17 protein-coding genes are annotated in these 22,060 nt (G+C 72.4%); 8 read left to right on the top strand and 9 right to left on the bottom strand.

Features of this window, described 5'->3' with window-relative positions:
- Window positions 1-16: 16 nt before the first annotated feature.
- Entirely contained in the window at window positions 17-2,812 is a 2,796-nt protein-coding gene (gene secA / locus HD595_RS09610; RefSeq protein WP_253767684.1) for a preprotein translocase subunit SecA, read from the bottom strand.
- A 225-nt stretch (window positions 2,813-3,037) separates the two neighbouring features.
- On the opposite strand from secA, the gene HD595_RS09615 reads away from it, so the two are divergent.
- Window positions 3,038-3,298, top strand: a complete 261-nt coding sequence (locus tag HD595_RS09615) for an HGxxPAAW family protein (protein ID WP_253767686.1) — start codon at window positions 3,038-3,040, stop codon at window positions 3,296-3,298.
- 689 nt (window positions 3,299-3,987) lie between these two features.
- On the opposite strand, the gene HD595_RS09620 is transcribed toward HD595_RS09615, so the two are convergent.
- Entirely contained in the window at window positions 3,988-5,187 is a 1,200-nt protein-coding gene (locus HD595_RS09620) for an RNA-guided endonuclease InsQ/TnpB family protein (protein ID WP_253767688.1), read from the bottom strand.
- Window positions 5,188-5,308: 121 nt separating this feature from the next.
- Between HD595_RS09620 and HD595_RS09625 the strand changes: the two genes are divergently transcribed.
- Window positions 5,309-6,694 carry a winged helix-turn-helix domain-containing protein gene (locus tag HD595_RS09625; protein WP_253767691.1) on the top strand — a complete coding sequence of 462 codons (1,386 nt, stop codon included), beginning with the start codon at window positions 5,309-5,311 and terminating at the stop codon, window positions 6,692-6,694.
- On the opposite strand, the gene HD595_RS09630 is transcribed toward HD595_RS09625, so the two are convergent.
- From HD595_RS09630 to mtrA, 6 genes are all read right to left on the bottom strand, one after another.
- Window positions 6,687-7,385, bottom strand: coding sequence for a response regulator (locus HD595_RS09630; RefSeq protein ID WP_253767693.1), 699 nt, complete (start codon window positions 7,383-7,385; stop codon window positions 6,687-6,689). The genes HD595_RS09625 and HD595_RS09630 overlap by 8 nt on opposite strands.
- A gap of 160 nt (window positions 7,386-7,545) precedes the next feature.
- Complete coding sequence (gene hpf / locus HD595_RS09635; protein ID WP_253767695.1) at window positions 7,546-8,223, bottom strand: ribosome hibernation-promoting factor, HPF/YfiA family; 678 nt, start codon at window positions 8,221-8,223, stop codon at window positions 7,546-7,548.
- A 624-nt stretch (window positions 8,224-8,847) separates the two neighbouring features.
- Window positions 8,848-9,630 (bottom strand): ComF family protein, encoded by a 783-nt coding sequence (locus tag HD595_RS09640; RefSeq protein ID WP_253767698.1) that lies wholly within the window; start codon window positions 9,628-9,630, stop codon window positions 8,848-8,850.
- A 211-nt stretch (window positions 9,631-9,841) separates the two neighbouring features.
- Window positions 9,842-11,623: an LpqB family beta-propeller domain-containing protein gene (locus HD595_RS09645; protein ID WP_253767701.1), complete on the bottom strand. Its 1,782-nt coding sequence runs from the start codon at window positions 11,621-11,623 to the stop codon at window positions 9,842-9,844.
- Window positions 11,610-13,355, bottom strand: coding sequence for an MtrAB system histidine kinase MtrB (gene mtrB, locus HD595_RS09650; RefSeq protein WP_253767703.1), 1,746 nt, complete (start codon window positions 13,353-13,355; stop codon window positions 11,610-11,612). The genes HD595_RS09645 and mtrB overlap by 14 nt, the downstream gene beginning before the upstream one ends.
- Before the next feature lie 18 nt (window positions 13,356-13,373).
- Window positions 13,374-14,051 carry an MtrAB system response regulator MtrA gene (gene mtrA, locus HD595_RS09655; protein ID WP_043620615.1) on the bottom strand — a complete coding sequence of 226 codons (678 nt, stop codon included), beginning with the start codon at window positions 14,049-14,051 and terminating at the stop codon, window positions 13,374-13,376.
- 266 nt (window positions 14,052-14,317) lie between these two features.
- On the opposite strand from mtrA, the gene HD595_RS09660 reads away from it, so the two are divergent.
- The 5 genes from HD595_RS09660 to HD595_RS09680 all read left to right on the top strand — a co-directional run bounded on the left by HD595_RS09660 (window position 14,318) and on the right by HD595_RS09680 (window position 19,885).
- On the top strand, window positions 14,318-15,577 hold the full coding sequence (locus HD595_RS09660) for a DUF7847 domain-containing protein (RefSeq protein WP_253767705.1): 1,260 nt from the start codon (window positions 14,318-14,320) through the stop codon (window positions 15,575-15,577).
- Window positions 15,577-16,203: a DUF4129 domain-containing protein gene (locus tag HD595_RS09665; RefSeq protein ID WP_253781113.1), complete on the top strand. Its 627-nt coding sequence runs from the start codon at window positions 15,577-15,579 to the stop codon at window positions 16,201-16,203. The genes HD595_RS09660 and HD595_RS09665 overlap by 1 nt, the downstream gene beginning before the upstream one ends.
- A 160-nt stretch (window positions 16,204-16,363) precedes the next feature.
- Window positions 16,364-17,542: a DUF4350 domain-containing protein gene (locus tag HD595_RS09670; protein WP_253767708.1), complete on the top strand. Its 1,179-nt coding sequence runs from the start codon at window positions 16,364-16,366 to the stop codon at window positions 17,540-17,542.
- The gene (locus HD595_RS09675; protein WP_253767710.1) at window positions 17,532-18,512 is read left to right on the top strand and encodes an AAA family ATPase; all 981 of its coding nucleotides are present in this window, start codon (window positions 17,532-17,534) and stop codon (window positions 18,510-18,512) included. Before HD595_RS09670 ends, HD595_RS09675 begins: the two co-directional genes overlap by 11 nt.
- Window positions 18,512-19,885, top strand: coding sequence for a DUF58 domain-containing protein (locus HD595_RS09680; RefSeq protein ID WP_253767712.1), 1,374 nt, complete (start codon window positions 18,512-18,514; stop codon window positions 19,883-19,885). The genes HD595_RS09675 and HD595_RS09680 overlap by 1 nt, the downstream gene beginning before the upstream one ends.
- Window positions 19,886-19,951: 66 nt before the next feature.
- On the opposite strand, the gene HD595_RS09685 is transcribed toward HD595_RS09680, so the two are convergent.
- Window positions 19,952-20,944 (bottom strand): stage II sporulation protein M, encoded by a 993-nt coding sequence (locus tag HD595_RS09685; RefSeq protein WP_253767714.1) that lies wholly within the window; start codon window positions 20,942-20,944, stop codon window positions 19,952-19,954.
- A 51-nt stretch (window positions 20,945-20,995) separates the two neighbouring features.
- Between HD595_RS09685 and HD595_RS45715 the strand changes: the two genes are divergently transcribed.
- Window positions 20,996-22,033: an RDD family protein gene (locus tag HD595_RS45715; RefSeq protein WP_301309481.1), complete on the top strand. Its 1,038-nt coding sequence runs from the start codon at window positions 20,996-20,998 to the stop codon at window positions 22,031-22,033.
- Window positions 22,034-22,060 lie beyond the last annotated feature (27 nt).

Consider the following 22,060-nt stretch of genomic DNA (forward strand, 5'->3'; position numbering starts at 1 on the left):
CGGCCGCGAGAGCGGGTCAGGCCGCGTTGCGCGGGTCGCCGTGGCAGCGCTTGTACTTCTTGCCGGAGCCGCAGGGGCACGGCGCGTTGCGCTCGACGTTGCCGTAGGCCGCCCGCTCCGCCGCGGTGGTGCGGACGCGGGTGTGCTCGACCTCGCCCTGCTCACCGGGCGCGGAGTACTCCAGCTCGGCGGGCCGCTCGGGGCCGCGCAGGCCGCGCGCGATGATGGAGCGGGTCTCCGCCACCATCGCGTCCTCCTCGGCCTCCTCGACGATCGGGTTCTGCTGGACCTCGACCTCGATGTTGAACAGGAACCCGACCGAGTCCTCCTTGATGCCCTCGAGCATCGCGGCGAACATCTCGAAGCCCTCGCGCTGGTACTCGATCTGCGGGTCCTTCTGCGCGTAGGCCCGCATGCCGATGCCCTCGCGCAGGTAGTCCATCTCGTACAGGTGCTCGCGCCACTTGCGGTCGAGGACGGACAGGATGACCCGGCGCTCGAACTCGCGCATCGCCTCGGAGCCGAGCTCCTGCTCGCGACGGTCGTAGGCCGCCAGCGCGTCCTGCTTGATCTTCTCGCTGATGAACTCGGCGGTCAGCTCCTCGCGCGAGCCGGCCTCCTCGACCAGGTTGTCGATGGTGACCTGGATCGGGTAGAGCTCGCTGAACGCCTTCCACAGCTTCTCGAGGTCCCACTCCTCGGCGAAGCCCTCGGAGGTGGCGCCCGCGACGTAGCCGTCGATCACGTCGCCGACGAAGCCGCGCACCTGCTCGTGCAGGTCGGCGCCCTCCAGCACCCGGTGGCGCTCGGCGTAGATGACCTTGCGCTGGCGGTTCATCACCTCGTCGTACTTGAGAACTTCCTTGCGGATCTCGAAGTTCTGCTGTTCGACCTGGTGCTGGGCGGAGGCGATGGCCTTGGAGACGATGCCCGACTCGATCGGCTGGTCGTCGGGGATGTTGAGCCGCGTCATGATCATCTCGACGCGGGCCGAGTTGAACAGACGCATCAGGTCGTCGCCGAGCGAGAGGTAGAAGCGCGACTCGCCGGGGTCGCCCTGACGGCCGGAACGGCCGCGGAGCTGGTTGTCGATGCGGCGCGACTCGTGGCGCTCGGTGCCGAGGACGTACAGGCCGCCGATCTCGACGACCTCGTCGTGCTCGGCCTGGACCGCGGCCTTGGCCTTCTCCAGCGCCTCGGGCCAGGCCTTCTCGTACTCCTCCGGCGTCTCGACCGGGTCGAGGCCGCGCTGGCGCAGCTCCAGGTCGGCGCGGAACTCGGGGTTGCCGCCGAGCATGATGTCGGTGCCGCGGCCGGCCATGTTGGTGGCGACGGTGACGGCGCCCTTGCGGCCCGCCTCGGCGATGATCGCGGCCTCACGCGCGTGGTTCTTCGCGTTGAGCACCTCGTGCGGAACGCCCTGGCGCTTGAGCGCCCGCGACAGCCGCTCGGACTTCTCGACCGAGGTGGTGCCGACGAGCACCGGCTGGCCCTGCTCGTAGCGGTCCTTGATGTCCATGACCACGGCGTCGAACTTGGCGTCCTCGGTCTTGTAGACCACGTCGGCCTGGTCCTTGCGGATCATCGGCCGGTTGGTGGGGATCGGGACCACGCCGAGCTTGTAGGTCTTGTGGAACTCGTTGGCCTCGGTGACGGCGGTGCCGGTCATGCCGGACAGCTTCTCGTAGAGGCGGAAGTAGTTCTGCAGCGTGACGGTGGCGAGAGTCTGGTTCTCGTCCTTGATGGCCACGCCTTCCTTGGCCTCGATGGCCTGGTGCATGCCCTCGTTGTAGCGACGGCCGTGCAGGATGCGCCCGGTGAACTCGTCGACGATCAGGACCTCGCCGTCGGCGACGATGTAGTCCTTGTCCTTCTTGAACAGCTCCTTGGCCTTGAGCGCGTTGTTCAGGAAGCCGACCAGGTGGGTGTGCTCGGGCTTGTAGAGGTTGTCGATGCCGAGCCAGTCCTCGACCTTGGCGACGCCCGCCTCCAGCACGCCGACGGTGCGCTTCTTCTCGTCGACGACGTAGTCGCCGGTGCTCTCCTCGCCGGGGTTCTTCGCCTCGACGCCCCGGCGGAGCCTGGGCACGATCTTGGCGAACTCGGCGTACCACTTGCCGGACTGCTCGCCAGGGCCGGAGATGATCAGCGGCGTGCGGGCCTCGTCGATGAGGATGGAGTCGACCTCGTCGACGATCGCGAAGTAGTGGCCGCGCTGCACGCACTCGTCGAGCGACCAGGCCATGTTGTCGCGCAGGTAGTCGAAGCCGAACTCGTTGTTGGTGCCGTACGTGATGTCGGCCTCGTACTGCTTGCGGCGCTCGTCGGGCTGCTGCCCGGAGATGATCACGCCGACCTCCAGGCCGAGGAAGCGATGGATGCGGCCCATCTTCTCGGCGTCGCGCTTGGCGAGGTAGTCGTTGACCGTGATCACATGGACGCCCTTGCCGGCCAGCGCGTTGAGGTAGGCGGGCAGGGTGCAGGTGAGGGTCTTGCCCTCACCTGTCTTCATCTCGGAGATGTTGCCCATGTGGAGGTTGGCGCCGCCCATGATCTGGACGTCGTAGGGGCGCTGTCCGAGCACGCGGCGGGCCGCCTCGCGCACGGTGGCGAACGCCTCGGGAAGCAGGTCGTCGAGCGACTCCCCGTCTTTGTGACGCTGCTTGAACTCGTCCGTCAGCGCGCGCAACTCCGCGTCGGACAGGCTCGTGAAGTCGTCCTCGATGGAGTTGACCTGGTCTGCGATCCGCTTGAGCTTGCGCAGGGTCTTGCCTTCGCCGGCACGCAGGATCTTGTCGAGAATGGCTGCCACTTTATGTAAAGCTCCTCGCAGGTCTACCCCGGCGGCGCCGCCAGGAGGAGAGGCCGAGACAAACTTCCCCGTTGCCATGGTAGGCGGTTCCGCCAGCAGACACAGCCACCGCGACATCGAGGGCGCAGGTGATGTCTGGGAGAATGGGCCGAGGCAGAGGGTATGCCGGTTGACAGCCGGCTCGCACCAAATAGCGGGATATCCGGCAAAGGGAAGGATTTTGTCATGGTAGAGGGCCAGAAGAGCGAGCAGACTGAGCATCTCGGCAGTCACGGCGGGCGCGCGTCTTCGTGGCTCGCGGTCACCGTCATGCTGATCGGGTTCATCGTCGGCGGTGTCGGGCTGACCATGTCGAGCTGGACGCTCGTCTGGGTCGGCGCCGGGGTGATCGTCGTGGGCGGCATCCTGGCGCTCGTCTTCGACATCTTCTCCGACGTCGTGATCGACGCGCCCCGCGTCGGCATGTCCGTCGAAGACCACCGCTGAGCCCGAGCCACGACGGTCTTCCGAGCGCGGGAGCGGCGTCACACCACGCGACGCCGCTCCTTCGCATGTCGTCGTTCTGTCGCTGACACCCCCGGGCGCGCCACGCGGGTGATGGTTCCCCGAGCGCGCCACGCCGGTCGTCTTCTCCGGCTTCTCGGGCGCGCCGCCGGGCCTGCTGACCTACGTTCTCCCCCGGGTACGCGCCTGAGGTGGATCCCTGACGGGAAGGCCGCGAGCTTGGTGCCGTTCTCCTTCAGGCGCTCCCTCCTGTCGTTCTGCGCTGGGGCGCGAACAGGGGCAGTCACCGTCCCCATCGAGCCTCGGGCGCGCCGCCGACCCGGCGTCCTTTCCCAGGCCGCCCGGCCCGATGTCTGCTCTCGGGCGTGCGGCGGGCCCCACATCACGCTGCCGGGCGCGCCGCGAAGCCGGCCGCGGTTTCTCGGGCGCCGCCGTTTCGCGGGCCTTCGGGTGCAGACGGCCTTGGGCGTGGAGAGCCTCGTTCTCGGAGGCGGTGCGTGCGGCAAAGCGGCCAGGTTTGTGGTGGACGCTCCGACCCGGCCACCTCCGGAGGGGTTCCTCCAGATTTTCCCCAGCCGCCCCGCGCTCGCGTTTCTGTCGGTGGGCGGCGCTAGCATGCGCCGCATGCTCGCCTGCCGTACGGAATCGCTGACTTGACTTCCTCCCCATGCCTAAGGGCGGGGGATGCCAACCTTCACAGGTTGGGGTTCCTGCTTCCCAGGCGACTGCACCCCGAAGGCCCCGGAATGTCTGACGTCACCTCCACAGGCGGACACGGCAAGACCTGCCGCCAGGATGTTCTTCGCGGCGTTGATGTCCCGGTCGTGCCGGGTGCCGCAGGACGGGCACTGCCACGTCCGGGTGCTGAGCGCGAGTTGCGTGAGCAGGTGCCCGCAGGTCGAGCAGGTCTTGGAGCTGGGCAGCCAGCGGTCGACCACGATCAGACGGCGACCGTGTCGGGCCGTCTTGTAGCCGAGCATGCGGCGGAAGGCGCCCCATCCGCAGTCGGAGATGGCCTTGGCCAGCGTGCGGTTGCGGACCATGTTGGCCACGGCCAGGTCCTCGATCACGATCACGTCGTGGTCGCGCACCAGCCGCGTGCTGGTCTTGTGCAGGAAGTCTGTCCGGGACGCGCGTACCTTCCGGTGGGCGCGGGCGACCTTGGCCTTCGCCTTCCGGTGATTGTTCGACCCGCGGGTCTTGCGTGCTTGGCGGCGCTGGTAGCGGGCCAGGTTGCGCTCCCGTTTAGCCAGATGACGCGGGTTGGGGATCTTGTCGCCGTCGGAGGTGACGGCGAAGTCCGTCACCCCGAGATCGACGCCGACCGCTGCTCCCGACGTCGCGAGCGGGTCGGGGGCGGTGATATCGACGGCGAAGGAGACGTACCACCGCCCGCACGGGTCCCGGGAGACGGTCACCGTGGTCGGGTCGATCGCTGTCGGGTCCACGTCGGGCCAGGGCCAGACGAAGGCCAGAGGCGCGTCCATCTTCGCGAGGTACAGCCGCCCCTCGCGGTAGCGGAACCCCGAGCGGGTGTATTCAGCCGACTGCCGTCCGGTTCGGGACTTGTAGCGCGGGTGCCTGGCGCGTCCGGCGAAGAAGTTCGCGAACGCCGTCTGCTGGTGCCGGATCGCCTGCTGCAACGGCACCGACGACACCTCGTTCAGCCATGCCAGCTCGTCGGTGGCCTTCATCGCGGTGAGATAGGCATTGGCCTGGACGAAGCCGATCTTCGCCTGCTGGGTGCGGTATCGGTCACGCCGCCAAGCCAGGGTGCGGTTCCAGACGACGCGTACGCAACCGAACGTGCGACTCAGCACGCCGGCCTGCTCGGGCGTCGGGTACGCCCGGCACTTGTACGCCGTCCTCACAGATCCATTTTGACGAATCGCCCACTCAAGAACACCCGCTTGGTGTGAAGCACGTGCAGGTGGTGTCCAGCTTTTCGTCCCCAGGGCTGAGGCCCAGGGGCTCCAGCCTTAAGGAGTTTTGATGACCGACCTGACCGCCGACGAGGCGCGCCGGATCATCCTGCGCGCGCAGGGCCTGCTCGGCGCCGAGGGGCGCCAGGGCGGCCCGCGCGGCATGCTGCGCAGACTCGGCGCCGTGCAGCTCGACACGATCTCGGTCCTCGCCCGGTCCCATGAGCTGGTCGCCTACGCGCGCCTGGGAGCCGTCGGCAGGGCAGCGGTCGAGCGCGCCTACTGGCACGAACCGGCGCAGAGCTTCGAATACTGGTGCCACGCCGCCTGCATCCTGCCGATCGAGCACTGGCCGCTCTACGCCTTCCGCCGCCGCGCGTACCGGGAGCGGGGCTTCCGCTGGCACGACGTCCCCAACGGCCAGGTCGAGAAGCTGCTGCAGCAGGTGCGCGAGTCCGGCCCCGTCACCACCGCCGAGGTGGGCGGCGCGCGGGCGGCCAGGCGTTCCGACGGCGACGGGCAGGCCGGCGAGTGGTGGGACTGGTCCGAGTCCAAGATCGCGCTGGAGTGGCTGCTCGACATCGGCGAGCTGGTCTGCACCCGGCGCGTCGGCTGGCGGCGGGTCTACGACCTCGCCGAGCGCGTGGTGCCCGCCGACCTCCTGGCCGAGGACCTCACCGACGAGGAGTGCGTCGTACGGCTCGCGCGGATCGCGGGCCGCGCGCTGGGCGTCGCGACCCGGGGCGATCTGATCGACTTCCTGCGGCTCAAGGGCAAGCACGCCGCGATGCTGGACGAGTGCCTGCTCAGCGGCGCGGCCGGGCTGGTGCCCGTGACCGTGTCGGGCTGGCCGGCCCGCGACGCGTCCCGGGGCGGCGGGAGCGCCAACGGCCGAGGCGCGGGCGACGGCGATGCGAGCGGCAGCGCCGGCAGCGGCAGCGGCAGCGGCAGCGGCAGCGGCAGCGGCAAGGTGACGATCGCGGTCAACGGGCGGGCCGCCGCTTCAGGCCGGGCCGCCGTCAGGGCGAAGACCGTCAAGGGCGCCGCCGCGTGGGCCGACCCCGAGGCGCTGGCCTCCGAGCCGCGCGGCCGGCACCGCACCACGCTGGTCTCGCCGTTCGACTCGCTGATCTGGCACCGCGGCCGCACCGAGCGGGTCTTCGGCTTCGCGTACACGCTGGAGCTGTACGTGCCGCGCCACAAGCGCGTGCACGGCTACTTCACGATGCCCGTGCTGGCCGGAGGCAGACTGATCGGGCGGGTCGATCCCGCGCGCGAGGGTTCCACGCTGGTGGCGCGGCAGCTCAGCCTGGAGGCCGGGCTGAGCGGCGCCCGGTGGGCCGACGCGCTGCGCGACGCCCTCTGGTCGGCCGCCGAGTGGGTGGGCTGCGACGCCGTGCGGGTCGAACGGGCCGACCCGGGCCTCGCCGCCCACCTGCAGACGGCCGTCAGGTGATCTCCAGCATGCGCTCGCGCACGGCGTAGACCACGGCCTCCATGCGCGAGTGCAGCTGCAGCTTGTCCAGGATGTTGCGGACGTGGTTCTTCACTGTGTTCTCGCTGATGAACAGCTGCTTGGCGATCTCCCGGTTGTTCATGCCCTTGGCGACCAGGCGCAGCACCTCCATCTCGCGCTCGGTGAGCCGCGGGACCGGCAACTGCGGGGGTCGCTCGGCCTCCTTGCGGCTCATGTTCGCGAACTCGGTGATGAGCTTGGCCGCCATCGCCGGGTTGATGAGCGACTGGCCCTCGTGGACGCCGCGCACCGCTGCCGGGACGTCGTTGATCTGGACGTCCTTGAGCAGGTAGCCCGTCGCGCCGGCCTTGATGGCCTCGAAGAGGTCCTCCTCCTCGTCGCTCACCGTCAGCATGATGATGCGGGTGCTCGGCACCGAGGCCCGGATGCCTCTGGTGGCCTCGATGCCGTCCTGCCGGGGCATGCGGACGTCCATCAGCGCCACGTCGGGCATGAGGCGGTCGGCCAGTTCGACCGCCTCCTGCCCGTCGCTCGCCTCTCCGACCACGTCGATGTCCGGCTCCGCGGCCAGCGCCAGAGCCAGGCTCCGCCTGATCAGCTCGTGGTCGTCCACGATCAGCACACGGATCGGCTCGCCGCCGGGCGCGCCGCCCTCGTCGGGCTCGGTCACGAGGCCTCCTGGGTCAGCATCGCGACCTCGCTTCGCTCGCTCACACGCACCTGACTGAGCTCGCTCACGTCTCCTCCTCGTCGGGGGGCCAGAGCCGGTGGACCGATGATGACACGAGTGCCGGGTCCTCGGGTGGTCGAGAAGATCCTTTAAGACGCTATCAGGGCTCGACGAGCCGCAACACGCCGTAGTTGTACCCGCGCCGGTTGTAGACGACGCACGGCTGGCCGCTCTCCTTGTCTCGGAACAGGTAGAAGTCGTGTCCGACCAGCTCCATCTCGAGGAGGGCCTGGTCGATGGTCATGGGCTCGGCTCGGTGGAACTTCTCCCTCACGATGAGGGGGCCGTCACCTTCCATCTCGATGGGGACGATGTCGTCGTAGCGCCGGTCGTCGTACTCGGCGTCGTCGGGAAGCTCGCCGGTCTCGGGCTCGGGGGCCTCGGTGGCGAGCGGGGATGGGGCGGGTGCGAGATCCGCGGCGTCAGGGAGCGACGCGGTGAGCTCCGCCACGGACGGCGGGCAGTGGTTGCCGTGGTGGACCTTGCGCCGGTCGGCGAGCCTGCGCAGGCGGCCTTCCAGCTTGTCCAGGGCGATGTCGAGGGCGGAGAAGCGGTCGTCGGCGGAGGCCTCGGCCCTGATGGCGGGCCCCCGGGAATGGATGGTCAGCTCGACGCGCTCGCGTTGCGCGGCGAGGCGTGGATTGCGCTCCTTCGACACCTCCACGTCGACTCTGATCAGTTTGCTGTCGAGACGCTCGATCCTGGCCAGCTTGGTCGTCACTTGGTCGCGGAACCGATCACTCACTCCTGTGTGCCGGCCCTTGACGATGATGTCCATGCAACAGCCCCCCTTCGCCTAACGACTGAGATAGAGCGCCCGGCGACGCGCCTGCCGGGCAGGGTCTTCTGTTTGCCTCCTGTTCACCGTTCCCCGCTTTCGGCCTTCCATCACCGGAGTTTCGGGCGGCACCCGTTCGGCCGACCTGGTCTTCGACCCCACATCCGCCTGCTGAGGGTTTCGCAGCTCTGATGCCACTACTGCCCTTCTCTTCTGACGAGGGACATCTGGACCCTCGGGAAGGCAGGACTTACCCCTAAGCCGCACCGTGATCGGTCGACAAAGAGTCGCCTTACGTGGACCGTTTCGCCTGCGGCTGGCATCGGCTAGCAGAGCCGGGACTCCCGGCTCTGCGCAACCACGGACCCGAACGGGTGCCATGTCAGAACGCTATCCGGATCGGACCCGAATGTCAGCCTGGGGATTGCCCAAAGGATCACTTTCTGTGATTTTCGCTTGGTGTGACTCGGGGGAAAGTTGCCCCCGTTTAGGATCTCCCTACCTTTATGTACCCCGTGATGATCTCTCTGAGCTGGCCTTCATCCGTACGGGGGGTAGTCAGATATGACCCGCACGTGAGCACGTCATGACGTCGATCGTCACTCACCGTGACATTCGGGCATTTCAGGATCTTCGGCGTGTCGCGGCCACGGTCGCGGCGCACGTCACGTCCCACCCCTGCTCGCGGAGCGCACGGGCGGCCTCGGCCAGGGTCGCGCCGGTGGTCACCAGATCGTCCACGAGCACCACGGGCATGCGGGGGGTGCCGGGCGTGCCGGGCGTCCGAAAGTTGTCCGTCCCGTGACCGTGGAGGGCGATCGGCGCCCCCGCCGCGCGTGTCCCCGTCGGCCCGGCCGGGCGTGCGGTGACGCGCAGCGAGCCGGCCAGGTTCGCGGCGCGTTCGGCCGCGCCGAGCCCCGCCTGGTCGGCCACGCGGCGCGCCGGTGTCAGGGCCCGCCACAGCACGGCCGGACGGCCGAGCCGCGCCAGGGCCTGGACGGCCAGCTCGGCCAGGCGCCCCATGGGGTCGTGGCCGCGCGAGCGCAGGGCGCGGCGGGCGCTCGGCACGGGCACGACCGCGAACGGACCCTCGATCGGGCGGCCCGCCCCGAGGGCCGAGGCCACGGTCATGGCGAGCAACGCGGCCAGGGGGACGGCCAGGCCGGTCTGGGCGCGTTCCTTGTAGGCGATCACGGCCCGCCGCAGCGGGCCCTCGTACCAGGCGGCGGACCAGCAAGCCGGCAGCCCGGCGGGGCGCGGGGACGGCGTCCGGGGCTCGGGGGCGACGAGCGGCGCCAGGCACGCGTCGCACAGGGCCGCCCCGGCCGCGCCGCAGCCCACGCAGGGACGCGGCAGGAGGACGTCGAGCACGGCGGTCAGCACGCGCCCCAGCATGCAGGAAGCCACCGACATTCCCCCGCGATCCACACGTCCCCGGTCCGGGTTCTGCGCCGGGCGCCTTTCCCCGTCCTTCGCGCCTCCGCCCACGCCCCGCGCCGGTCGCGTTTGCGTCCCGCTGCCCCCTCTACGCGCCCGGGCGGGGCGGCGCGGCAGGGCGGCCTTGGGGTGCGTGGTGGCGGGGTGCGGGGTCGGGGGTGGTGGCGTCCAGGCGGTCCGGTCAGCCCAGGGAGAAGATGGGGTTGGCGGCGTCGCCCCCGTCGACCTTGGACACCCATCCCTGCTTGTCCTGGTTGAACTCCAGGATCTCCTTGCGCCCCTCCGTGGCCGCGAGCAGCCGCTGCCCCAGCGCGCTGATCGACTCCAGCCGCTTGTTGGTCGCCGGGAGCTCCGTGCTCTGCCCGTCGCCCACGTAGATCTCCCTGACGCTCTGCGCGTTCTTGCTCTGGACGAGCACCAGCAGCCGCTCGCCGTCGCGCCAGGCGATGTCCCTGATCTCCTCGTCGGTCACCCTGGTCAGCGTCTGGAAGTTGCCCAGCATGGGCGCGCCCCCTCCGCCGGTGATCGCGCCGACCCGTACCTCGTTCTTGCCGACCGTCACCGCGACCCGCACGCCGTCGCGCGAGACGCGCAGCCGCGTGACGTCGAGCCCGTCGAGGCCAGGCGCGGCGACCCGTTCGGGACCGCGGCCCGAGGCGGGGTCGCACCGCAGGACGGTGCCGTTGGCCCGGTCGTAGGTCCACAGGGTGCCGTCGCGGTGCCAGGAGGGCGGGGTGAGGTCCTCCTGGCGGCCCTGGATCCAGCGCTGCCAGCGGCCGTCGGGGGCGACGCGGGTGACCCAGATGCCCCCGCCGGCCGCCGGGGTGCCGCGCGCCGCCACCATGGCGCCGCCGTCGGACATCGCCAGGCGGCTGTAGAGCTCGTTCGGCTGGCCGGCGGGGCCCTGGACGGCGTTGCCCGCCCGCTCGTCGCCCAGGGAGCGCACGGCGCCCTTGCTGACGTAGTAGGCGGGGCTGACGTTGCTGCCGAGCCAGTCCTCGCGCATGTCGTCGGCGCGGATGACGAACGGGTCGGAGGAGTAGAACGGCTCGCCGTCGAGCTGTACCTCGACGGTGCGGCCGTTGGCCATGTCGTTGTTGTTGAGCGTCCACTTGAGCTGCGCCTTGAGCCCGTCGGTGTACAGCTCGTCGGGCGCGATGGGGCCGTGCAGGTCGACCACGACGCGGTCGTCGTCGGAGCGGACCGAGCGGACGCTCATGCCCTGCGGGAAGACGCTGCCGACCGCGCCGTGCAGCGCCTTGCTCGGGCCCTCCAGGAGGCGGCGGACGATGGTCTGCGCGAAGTTCTCGGTCGGCTTGACGCGCAGCCACACCCGGTCGACGACGAGCCGCCGCTCGGCGAACAGCCGGCTCGGCCCGGGCGGCCCGGCCAGGAAGTACAGCTTGGTCGGCCGGTAGGCGCGGGCCACGTCGTCCATGGTCAGCAGCAGCCCCGCGCCCCGCTCGACCGACTGGACGTGGTAGCCGCCCTGCGCGTCCTTGACCAGGGTGAAATCGATGGAGATGTCGCCCACGCCGGTGTACGGCATGTACGTGTCGTCGGCCTCGATGCGGGCGATCGGGGTGCCGACGAGCCGGATGACCACCTGGTCGCCGTCGCTCTTGCCCACGTAGTCGTACTTGGGACGGTTGGCGATGACCGTGACGGGTCCGTCCGGTCTCCAGGTCTTCGCGGCGGCGGGCGTGAGGTACGTGGACAGCACGTCGGGCTCGTCGGCGTAGGCGGCCATCGCGGCCTGGAGGCCCTGGACGACCTGGAGGGGCGCCCAGGCCGGCTGCGGCGGGACGGCGATCATGCGCTGGAACGGCTTGCTCATGGGGTCGCCGCCGCCGGCCTCGTCCACCGGGAACGGGCCGCCGACCGGGATCACCGCGCACCCGGAGCCCGCCCACGCCACGACGGCGACGGCCAGGGCGGCGGCCAGCCGCCTAGAGCTCCTCATGCCCGGCCCCGTCTCCCGACGCCGGCAGCAGCACCGGGGTCATCTGGCCGCGCCAGGTGCGGCGCATCTCGATCTCGGGGGGCACCAGCGACAGCGGCGACCCCTTGAGGTCGGCGCCCGCCGTCCTCGGCAGCGTGAGCCTGAACTGGGAGCCCTCGCCCGCCTGACCCCATGCCTGGAGCCAGCCGCCGTGGAGCGTGGCGTCCTCGCGCGAGATCGCCAGCCCGAGCCCGGTGCCGCCGATGGTGCGCGCCCGCGAGGGGTCGGCCCGCCAGAACCGGTCGAACACCATCGTCTCCTCGCCGGCCTTCAGGCCGATGCCGTGGTCGCGCACGGCCACGGCGACGGCGTCGCGGTCGGCGCCCACGGTGACCACCACGTCGCGGCCCTCGCCGTGCTCGATCGCGTTGAACAGCAGGTTGCGCAGGATCCGCTCGACCCGGCGGTTGTCGATCTCGGCCATGCAGGGCTCGTTGGGCAGCCGCAGCTCGAAACGGGTGGAGTGGCGCTCGGCCAGCGCCTCGGAGTCGGCGATGGCGCGCAGCACGACGTCGCGCACGTCGACGGAGTCGAGGTCGAGGGTGGCGGCGCCGGCGTCGTAGCGGCTGATCTCCAGCAGGTCGGCCAGCATGGACTCGAAGCGTTCGAGCTGGGCCTGCATGAGCTCGGCGGAGCGGGCGGCCATCGGCTCGAAGTCCTCGCGGGCGTCGTAGAGCAGGTCGGCGGCCATCCGCACCGTGGTGAGCGGGGTGCGCAGCTCGTGGGAGACGTCGGAGACGAACTGGCGCTGCACCTGGGACAGCTCCTCCAACTGGTGGATCTTGAGGGCCAGGTTGCCCGCCATCTCGTTGAACGAGGTCGCCAGCCGGGCCAGGTCGTCCTCGCCGCGCACCTTGAGCCGTTCGTCGAGCTTGCCGGCGGCCAGGCGCTCGGCGGCCTGGCGGGCCAGCCGAACGGGGGTGACGACCTGGCGCGCCACGAGGTAGGCGATCGCGGCGAGCAGCAGCACGAGCCCGAAGCCCACCACGACGATGGCGAGGCGGACGTTGGAGAGCATCTGCTCTTCGTCGTTGAGCGGGAAGAAGTGGTAGACCTCGTAGCTGGCGCCCGCGTCGGGTGGGATGAGACCGCCGATGACCAGCGTCAGCCGGGGCTGGGTCTCGCCGCTGAAGCGGATGAGCGCCTGGTGGCGCAGCGGCTTGTCGTAGCGCAGGTTCTTGGCCTGCCGTTCGAGGCCCTGCCGCAGGGCGAGGGGCACGTCACGCGGCGACACCTTGCCCGAGGCGCGCGAGGCGCCGGGGGTGGCGGTGTTGAGGACGAGCACCTCGTAGCGCTTCTTGGAGCCGTTCTCGCCGGAGCCGGTGATGGTGTTCATCACGGCGTCGAGGGGGTCGGCGGGCGCGCTCTTGCCGGCGTCGGCGGGCTTGGCCTGGTCGTCGGGCTCCAGGCTGAGCGCGGCGGCGATCTGGACCCGGTCGGCGAACGCCTCGCTGGCGGCCGACGCCTGGCTGCTCGCGATGACCGACTTGTTGATCTGGTCGGACAGGAACACGCCGAGGACGACCACGACCGTCACGGAGATGACCAGCGTGCTCGTGACGACCTGGAGCTGGAGCGAGCGCCGCCAGGCCCGGCGGACCGCGCCGACCGCACGCCGCGCCCGCCGGCGGACCCCGCCCAGGATCTGGCGGAGCGTCCGCCGACGCAGGACATTCCTCGTCGTCGGGGGCATGGCGCGCGTGAGGGCCCGCTAGGCGGGGCCGGCCTTGTACCCCACGCCGCGGACGGTGACGACGATCTCGGGGTGCTCGGGGTCCTTCTCGATCTTGGCGCGGAGGCGCTGCACGTGCACGTTGACCAGGCGCGTGTCGGCGGCGTGCCGGTAGCCCCAGACCTGCTCCAGCAGGACCTCGCGGGTGAAGACCTGGCGCGGCTTGCGGGCGAGCGCGACGAGCAGGTCGAACTCCAGCGGCGTGAGGTTGATGGTCTCCTCGCCGCGCTTGACGGAGTGGCCGGCGACGTCGATCGTGATGTCGCCGATCTGCAGGATCTCGGGGGTCGGCTCGTCGGTGCGGCGCAGCCGCGCCCGCACCCGCGCCACGAGCTCCTTGGGCTTGAACGGCTTGACGATGTAGTCGTCGGCGCCCGACTCCAGGCCCAGCACGACGTCGATCGTGTCGCTCTTGGCGGTGAGCATGACGATCGGGACCCCGGATTCGGCCCTGATCCTGCGTGCCACGTCGATGCCGTCGGCCCCCGGCAGCATCAGGTCGAGCAGCACCAGATCCGGGCGCGTGTCCCGGAACGCGTCAAGCGCCTTGTCGCCGTCGGAGACAAAGGATGGTTCGAAGCCCTCTCCGCGCAACACGATGCCCAGCATCTCGGCGAGAGCGGCATCGTCATCGACGACCAGCACGCGACCTTTCATGGCCCCTCATTCGTTCTACGCATTCTGGGACATACCCGCACGATCGCTGAAGGTTACCCTTGGTCGGCTCATGTGTGGGACAGGGCACCTTCAAAAGACCAATTTTAGACTCGCCCCACGATCGCCATATCAGTCTGCGGTAACCGACCGCCTTTCTGCCATCCCTGGACGAGATCACGCTGTGATTCGCCCGGGAATGCGGGCAACCGTCGCGCCGAATGCCCTCCCCGACACCACCGCGTCCCCCAGCGTGCCAGGATTGGGATATGTCTGACGGTCACGGCCCCTCGCCCGAGACGCCACCAGGCTGGGCGGCCGAGCAGCCCCCACCCTACGGCCCTTCGCAGGCCTCGCCGTGGACCGCCCCCGGCTCCGCCCCGGGAGCTCCGCCCGGCGCCGGCCCGGAAGCCCCCTTCCAGCAGGGCCCTCACGCTCCGTACCCGCCCCACCCCCAGCAGCCGCCGGGCGCCCCCGGCTACGCGCCGGGCTACGGCTACGGCATCCCGCAGGCCCCGCGCCCCGGGATCATCCCGCTGCGCCCGCTGCGCCTCGGCGACATCCTCGACGGCGCCATCAAGCTGGTCCGCTCCAACCCCAAGGCGGTGCTCGGGCTCTCGGCCGTCGCCGCGCTGCTGGCCTCCCTGCCGGTCGCCGTGGGCCAGGCGTTCGTGCTCGGCTCGATGCGCTCCACCCTCCGCGACCCCTACGCCGACCCGTACGCGGCGTCCGACCCCACCGGCGTCTACGGCACCTTCGCCGCCCAGTACGGCGGCGCCCTGGTCTCCATGGCCGTCAGCTTCGTGGTCGTGACGGTGCTGACCGGCGTGCTGACGCGCATCCTCGGCCGGGCCGTCTTCGGCGGCTCCATCACCGCGGGCGAGGCGTGGCGGCTGACCCGGGGGCGTCTGCCCGCGCTCTTCGGCATGGTGGGGCTGCTCGTCGCCGTGCTCCTGGTTCCGCTGGTGGCCTTCGCCGCGATCCTCGTGGCGCTGTACGCCACCGGCTCGGTCTCCGGCGGCCCCCTGGCGGCCATCCTGCTGGTGATGGTCCTCCTGTACCTGCCCTACCTGGTGTTCTTCCGCACCAAGTTCGGCCTCGCCGCCCCGGCGGTGGTGCTGGAGGGCATGGGCCCGGTCGCGGCCCTGCGGCGCTCCTGGCAGCTCGTCAGCGGCGACTTCTGGCGGGTCTTCGGCATCATGCTGCTCACCTCCCTCATCGTGGGGGTCGTCGCGAGCATCCTGCAGGTGCCGTTCACCTTCGTCGGCACGTTCCTGGGCCTGCTGGGCGACGGCGCGGGCGCCGCGATCGGCGCCACGGTGCTCATCACCATCGGCGGCACGGTCGGCGCCATGATCAGCTACCCGATCGAGGCGGGTGTGTCGGGCCTGCTGTACGCCGACCGCCGCATGCGCAGCGAGGCGTTCGACCTCGTCCTGCAGAGCGCGGCCGTGGAGCAGCAGCGGCAGGGCTGGGTGCACGCGTCGGCGGACGACCTCTGGCGTCCGACCCACACCCCGGCTCCGTGATGCCGTTCCTGGCGGGCCCGATCGGCCGCGACGAGGCCGCGCACCGGGCCGCCGAGGAGCTCGCCCGGCCCGAGTACGCCCACGAGTCGCTGCTCGACCAGCTCTACCGGCACTTCACGCAGTTCCTCAGCGATCTGCTGGACGCGGTGGCCGGCGGCGGCACCGCCGGCGGCTTCGTCGCGGCCGTCGTCATCACGCTCGTCCTCGTGGGCCTGGTCGCGCTGGGCGCCTGGCGGCTGCGGCGCGCGGCCCGCGACAGAGCCCCCGTGCACGGCGTGTTCGGCGCGCGGGTGATGACGGCCGCCGAGCACCGGGAGGCGGCCGAGCGCGCCGCCGCCGAGGGCCGCCACACCGAGGCGATCCAGGAGCGGCTGCGCGCTATCGCCCGCGACCTGGAGGAGCGCGCGCTGGTCGACGGCCAGCCCGGCCGCACGGCCGACGAGCTGGCGGCGGAGGCGGGCCGGGCGCTGCCGGGCTTCGCCGGAGACCTCGCCGCCGCCGCGCGCTCGTTCGACGACGTGACGTACGGCGGCGTGGCCGGTACCCCGGCCGCGTACGCGGCGATGCGCGACCTCGACGAGCGCCTGCGCCAGGCCCGGCCCGCGCCCCTGGGAGCCCCGGCATGAGCGGCCCTGGCAGCCCTGGCGTGAGCGTCCCCGGGAGCCCTGGCATGAGCGGCCCTGGGAGCCCTGGCATGAGCGGCCCTGGGAGCCCCGGCGTGAGCGTCCTGGAGCGGCTGGGAGAGCGTGGCACGCACGTCCTGGAGCGGCGCGGGGAGGGCCGGGCATGAGCCTCACCGGCATGGGACCGGCCGAGACGCGGCAGTCGGCGCCCGCCTCGCCCACGGCCCGCTCCATGTGGCGGGCGAGCCGGATGGCGATCCTGCTCGGCCTGCTCGTCGTGGCCGCCGCCGTCGTCACCGTCGCCCTCGGCGGCGGGGCCGCCCCGTCGCGCCGGCTCGACCCCGACGACACCTCCCTCGACGGCTCCAGGGCGCTGGCCCAGCTCCTGCGCGCCCGCGGCGTGAGCGTGGACCGGGCCGACTCGGTGACGCGCGCCCGCGAGCTCGCGAAGGGCGGCGACCGGCTGCTGCTGGTCACCGACACGAGCTTCGTCCTGGACCCGGCCGGGGTGGCCGCCATCCCCGGCGACCGGGTCGTGGTGGGCGACCTCTACCGCCTCGACCTGCTCGCCCCGGGCGTGCGCAGCTCCGCGCAGGTCGGGCAGCGCTCGCGCGAGCCGGAGTGCCCGCTGCCCGCCGCGAGGGCCGCGGGCAGCGCCTTCATGGGCGGCGCGGCCTTCACCGTCCCGCGCGGCGCGACCGGCTGCTACCCGGCCGGCGACGACGGCTGGACCCTGGTCAGCCTGCCCAACGCGGGCGGCACGACCACGGTCGTCGGCGACGGCGCGTTCATGACCAACCGGCGCCTGGCCGAGGACGGCAACGCGGCGCTCGCGCTCGATCTGCTGGGCACGGCCAAGGCCGTCACCTGGCTGGTCGAGCCCCCGGAGGAGGACACGGTGGCGGGCCCCGCCGGGCAGTCGGTCTACGACCTGATGCCGCCGGGCGTCCCCTGGGCCGTGGCCATGGCGGCCGTGGCCGTGCTGGTCACCGGCCTGTGGCGGGGCAGGCGGCTCGGCCCGGTGGTGACCGAGCGGCTGCCGGTCGTGGTGCGGGCCGCCGAGACCGTCGAAGGGCGCGGGCGGCTGTACCGGGCCAGGCGCGCGCGGGGCCGCGCGGCCGACGTGCTGCGGGCCGGCGCGATCGACCGGCTCCTCCCCCGGCTCGGGCTGGCGCCCGACGCGGGCCGCGACGAGGTCGTCGCGGCCGTCGCCGCGCGCACCGGTCACGCCCCGGGCCAGGTCGGCGCCGCCCTGTACGGACCGGAACCCGCCGACGACGCCGGGCTCGTCGCCCTGGCCCACTACCTGGACTCCATCGAAAGGACGGTCGGTGAACACTGAGGAGACCACCCGCGTGACGGGCCGCGGCGAGGCGGCCCGCGAGGCGCTGGGGGCGCTGCGGGCGGAGGTGTCCAAGGCCGTGGTCGGCCAGGACGCGGTCGTGACCGGGCTGGTGATCGCGCTGCTGTGCCGGGGGCACGTGCTGCTCGAAGGCGTGCCGGGCGTCGCCAAGACGCTCATGGTCCGCACGCTGGCCAAGGCGCTCGACCTGGGGTCCAAGCGGGTGCAGTTCACGCCCGACCTGATGCCGGGCGACGTGACGGGCTCGCTGGTGTACGACGCGCGGACGGCGGAGTTCGAGTTCCACGAGGGGCCGGTGTTCACCAACCTGCTGCTCGCCGACGAGATCAACCGCACCCCGCCGAAGACGCAGGCGGCGCTGCTGGAGGCCATGGAGGAGCGGCAGGTCACGGTCGAGGGCGACGCCCGCCCGCTGCCCGACCCGTTCGTGGTCTGCGCCACCCAGAACCCCGTCGAGTACGAGGGCACCTACCAGCTCCCCGAGGCCCAGCTCGACCGGTTCCTGCTCAAGCTGACCGTGCCGCTGCCGCCGCGCGAGCAGGAGATCGCGGTGCTGGAGCGGCACGCGCTCGGGTTCGACCCGCGCGACCTGTCGCACGTGCGCGCCGTGGCGACGGCGGCCGACCTGGCCGCCGGCCGTGAGGCGGTGGCGGCCGTCCACGTGGCCCCCGAGGTGCTCGGCTACATCGTGGACGTGTCGCGCGCCACCCGTAACTCGCCGTCGCTCCAGCTCGGCGTCTCGCCGCGCGGCGCGACCGCGCTGCTGGCCGCCGCGCGGGCCTGGGCGTGGCTGTCGGGCCGCGCGTACGTGACGCCCGACGACGTCAAGGCGCTGGCCCGGCCCGCGCTGCGGCACCGGGTGCAGCTGCGGCCCGAGGCGGAGCTGGAGGGCGCCACCGCGGACGGCCTGCTCGACGGCATCCTGGCCTCGGTCCCGGTCCCGCGCTGATGGCTCTGACGGGACGCGCCGCGCTGGTCGCGGCGCTCGGCGTCGTGGTGGTGCTGGTCGCGCCCCGGCCGGGGTCGGCCCTGGCCGGGGTGTGCCTGGTGCTGGCCGCGGCGATCCTGGTGGACCTCGCGCTGGCGGGGTCCGTCCGGCCGCTGCGCTTCCACCGCTCCGGCGAGACGCTCGTGCGGCTCGGTCAGCGGGCCACGGTGGAGCTGGTCGTGGAGAACCCGGGCTCGCGCCGGGTCCGCGGCGTGCTGCGCGACGCCTGGCCGCCGTCGGCGGGGGCGTCGCCGCGGGTGATGCGGCTGGACGTGCCGCCGGGCGAGCGGCGCCGGCTCACCGTGACGCTCACCCCGACCCGGCGCGGCGACCGCGAGTCCGTGGCGGTGACCGTACGCTCCGTCGGCCCGCTCGGGCTGGCCGCGCGCCAGGGCCGCCACCGCTCGCCGTGGGCGGTGCGCGTGCTGCCGCCGTTCCTGTCGCGCAAGCACCTGCCCGCCCGGCTGGCGCGGCTGCGGGAGCTGGAGGGCCGGCATCCGGCGCTCGTGCGCGGCCAGGGCACCGAGTTCGACTCGCTGCGCGAGTACGTGGTGGGCGACGACGTGCGCTCGATCGACTGGCGGGCCACCGCCCGCCGCCACGACGTGGTCGTCCGGACCTGGCGGCCAGAGCGGGACCGGCGGGTGCTGATCGTCCTCGACACCGGCCGCACCTCGGCGGGCCGGGTGGGCGAGGCGCCGATCCCGCTGGCCGGGGCCCCCGCCGACGGAGGCGGGCCGGGGAGCGGGCGCGGGGCGCGGCCGGTGCCCGGCTGGCCGCGGCTCGACTGGTCGATGGACGCGGCGCTGCTGCTGAGCGCGCTCGCCGCCCGCGCCGGCGACCGGGTGGACTTCCTCGCCCACGACCGTGCGGTACGCGCCTGGGTGTCGGGCGCCTCCCGCACCGAGCTGCTGTCGTCGCTGGTCAACGCGATGGCGCCGATCGAGGCGGAGCTGGTGGAGGCCGACTCGCGCGGCATGGTGTCCGCGATCCTGGCCCGGGCCAAGCGGCGCTGCCTGGTCGTGCTGCTGACCGACCTCAACGCGGCCGCGCTGGACGAGGGGCTGATGCCGGTGCTGCCGCAGCTCTCCTCCCGTCACCTGGTGCTGGTCGCCGCCGTCTCCGACCCGCGGGTGGCGGACATGGCGGCGCGCAAGGGCACGGCCGAGGAGGTGTACGACGCGGCGGCGGCCGAGCGCACCCGGCTGGACCGGCGCCGGATCACCGCGCGGCTGCGGCGGCACGGAGTCGAGGTGGTGGACGCGCCGCCGGACGACATCGCGCCCGCCCTGGCCGACGCGTACCTCGCGCTCAAGGCGGCGGGCCGCCTCTAGCCCTCGCCCACGAGAGCGCCGGAGCAGGGCGTCAGGCGGCGCTGAGGGCGACGCCAGAGGCGGGCGTCAGGCGCTGGGGGCGACGTCGGGGGCGTGCTCGATGTCGCCCGTCTCGTCCCGGCGGGCGGCCCGCCGCCCGAAGACCAGCACGTACGCGATGAACACCGCCTCGGCCAGCACCCCGATGCCGATGCGCGCCCAGGTCGGCAGCCCCGACGGCGTGACGAACGCCTCGATCAGCCCCGACGCGAACAGCACCACGACCAGCCCGAGCGCCACGCTCATCACGGCCCGCCCCTGCTCGGCCAGCGCCTCGGCGCGCCTGCGCGGCCCCGGGTCGATGACCGTCCAGCCCAGCCGCATGCCGACGGCCGCCGCGAGGAAGACCGCGGTCAGCTCCAGCAGCCCGTGCGGGGTGATCAGGCCGAAGAAGATGTCGAGCTTGCCGCGCGAGGCCATGAGGCCGCCGGAGACGGCGACGTTGGCGGCGTTCTGCCACAGCACGTACGGGATGGGCAGCCCGAGGAAGACGGCGTAGACGATGACCTGGGCCGACACCCACGCGTTGTTGATCCACACCCGGCCGGCGAACGACGCGGCGGGATTCTCGGAGTAGTAGTCGGCGAAGTCGTGCTCGACGAGCCGCTTGATCTCCTCGGGGCCGGCGATCGCGGCCTGCACCTGCGGGTCGCCGGCGATCCACGCGCCCATGACCCACGACACGGCGAGGAACACCACGGCGGTGGTGAGCCACCACCACCGCGCCCGGTAGGCCACCACGGGGAACGAGACGGTCGCGAACCTGGCCAGCTCGCGCCAGGCCGGCGCGTGCGCCCCGGTGACGGCCGACCTGGCGCGGGCGACCAGCGCGGACAACCGGCCGGCCAGCATCGCGTCGGCCGACGACGAGCGCACGATCGACAGGTGGGTGGACACCCGCTGGTAGAGGTCGACCAGCTCGTCCACCTCGGCCCCGCTCAGGGACTTGCGGTGCTTGACGAGATGGTCGAGCCGGTCCCAGGTCGCCCGGTGCGCCGTGACGAACGCGTCGATGTCCACCCGACCATTGTGGCCGGTCGATCAGCGGGCCATTGCCGTTAGGCTCCACATATGTCTGAGGTCGTGACCGGGGACGCGGTCGTCGTCGAGGTGCGGGTGGCGCAGCTCCCGTCCCGTGCGCTGGCGCTCGCCATCGACATGATCGTGCAGGTGACGCTGCTGGTCGGCGCGCTCGTCGCGGTGCAGGCGTTCGCGATCGTCAGCGACCCGGCGCTGCTCGCCGCGGTCATGATCATCTTCACGGTGCTGGTGCTGGTCGGCTATCCAGTGATCTTCGAGACGGCCACCCGGGGGCGCAGCCTCGGCAAGCTGGCGCTGGGCCTGCGGGTCGTGGGCGACGACGGCGGGCCGGAGCGGTTCCGGCAGGCGCTGTTCCGGGGGCTGGCGGGCATGCTGGAGATCTGGGCGTTCACGGGGGCGCCGGCGCTGATCTCCTCGCTGGTCTCGCAGCGGGGCAAGCGGCTGGGCGACGTGTTCGCCGGCACGATCGTGATCGCCGAGCGGGCGCCGCGCGACAACGGCCACCTCATCGTCATGCCGCCGCCGCTCGCGGCGTGGGCGGCGACGCTGGAGCTGTCGCAGCTTCCCGAGGAGGCGGCGACGGCCGCCCGGCAGTACCTGCTGCGCTGGCACGACCTCGCGCCCGCCGTGCGGCACGAGATGGGGGTGCGCATCGCCACGCAGGTCGCCGCGTACGTCTCGCCCGCGGCCCCGGCGGGGGTGCCGCCGCACGCGTACCTGAGCGCCGTGCTGGCCGAGCGGCGGCGGCGCGAGGAGATCCGGCTGGCCCGCGTGGCGGGCCCCTGGGGCCCGCAGGGGCCCCGGCCTCACCTGCCGCCGCACCCCGCACCACCGCAGCCTTACGGGACCCCGCAGCCTTACGGAGCCCCTCAGCCGTACGGGACTCCGCAGCCTTACGGGGCCCCTCAGCCTTATGGGGCCCCGCCGCCCGCCGCGCCCTCGCAGCCGGTCGCGGCTCCTCAGGGATCCCCTGCGCCGCAGGGGTTCCCGCCCCCGCCGCCCTTCACGCCGGAGCCGCCCTCCGAGGGGCCGCGGAGCACGCCCGGAGGGTTCGCCCCTCCGCAGTGAGCGCCCGCCGGCCGGGAAGGGGGGCCG

The sequence above is a fragment of the Nonomuraea roseoviolacea subsp. carminata genome (assembly GCF_024172185.1).
GTDB lineage: Bacteria > Actinomycetota > Actinomycetes > Streptosporangiales > Streptosporangiaceae > Nonomuraea > Nonomuraea roseoviolacea.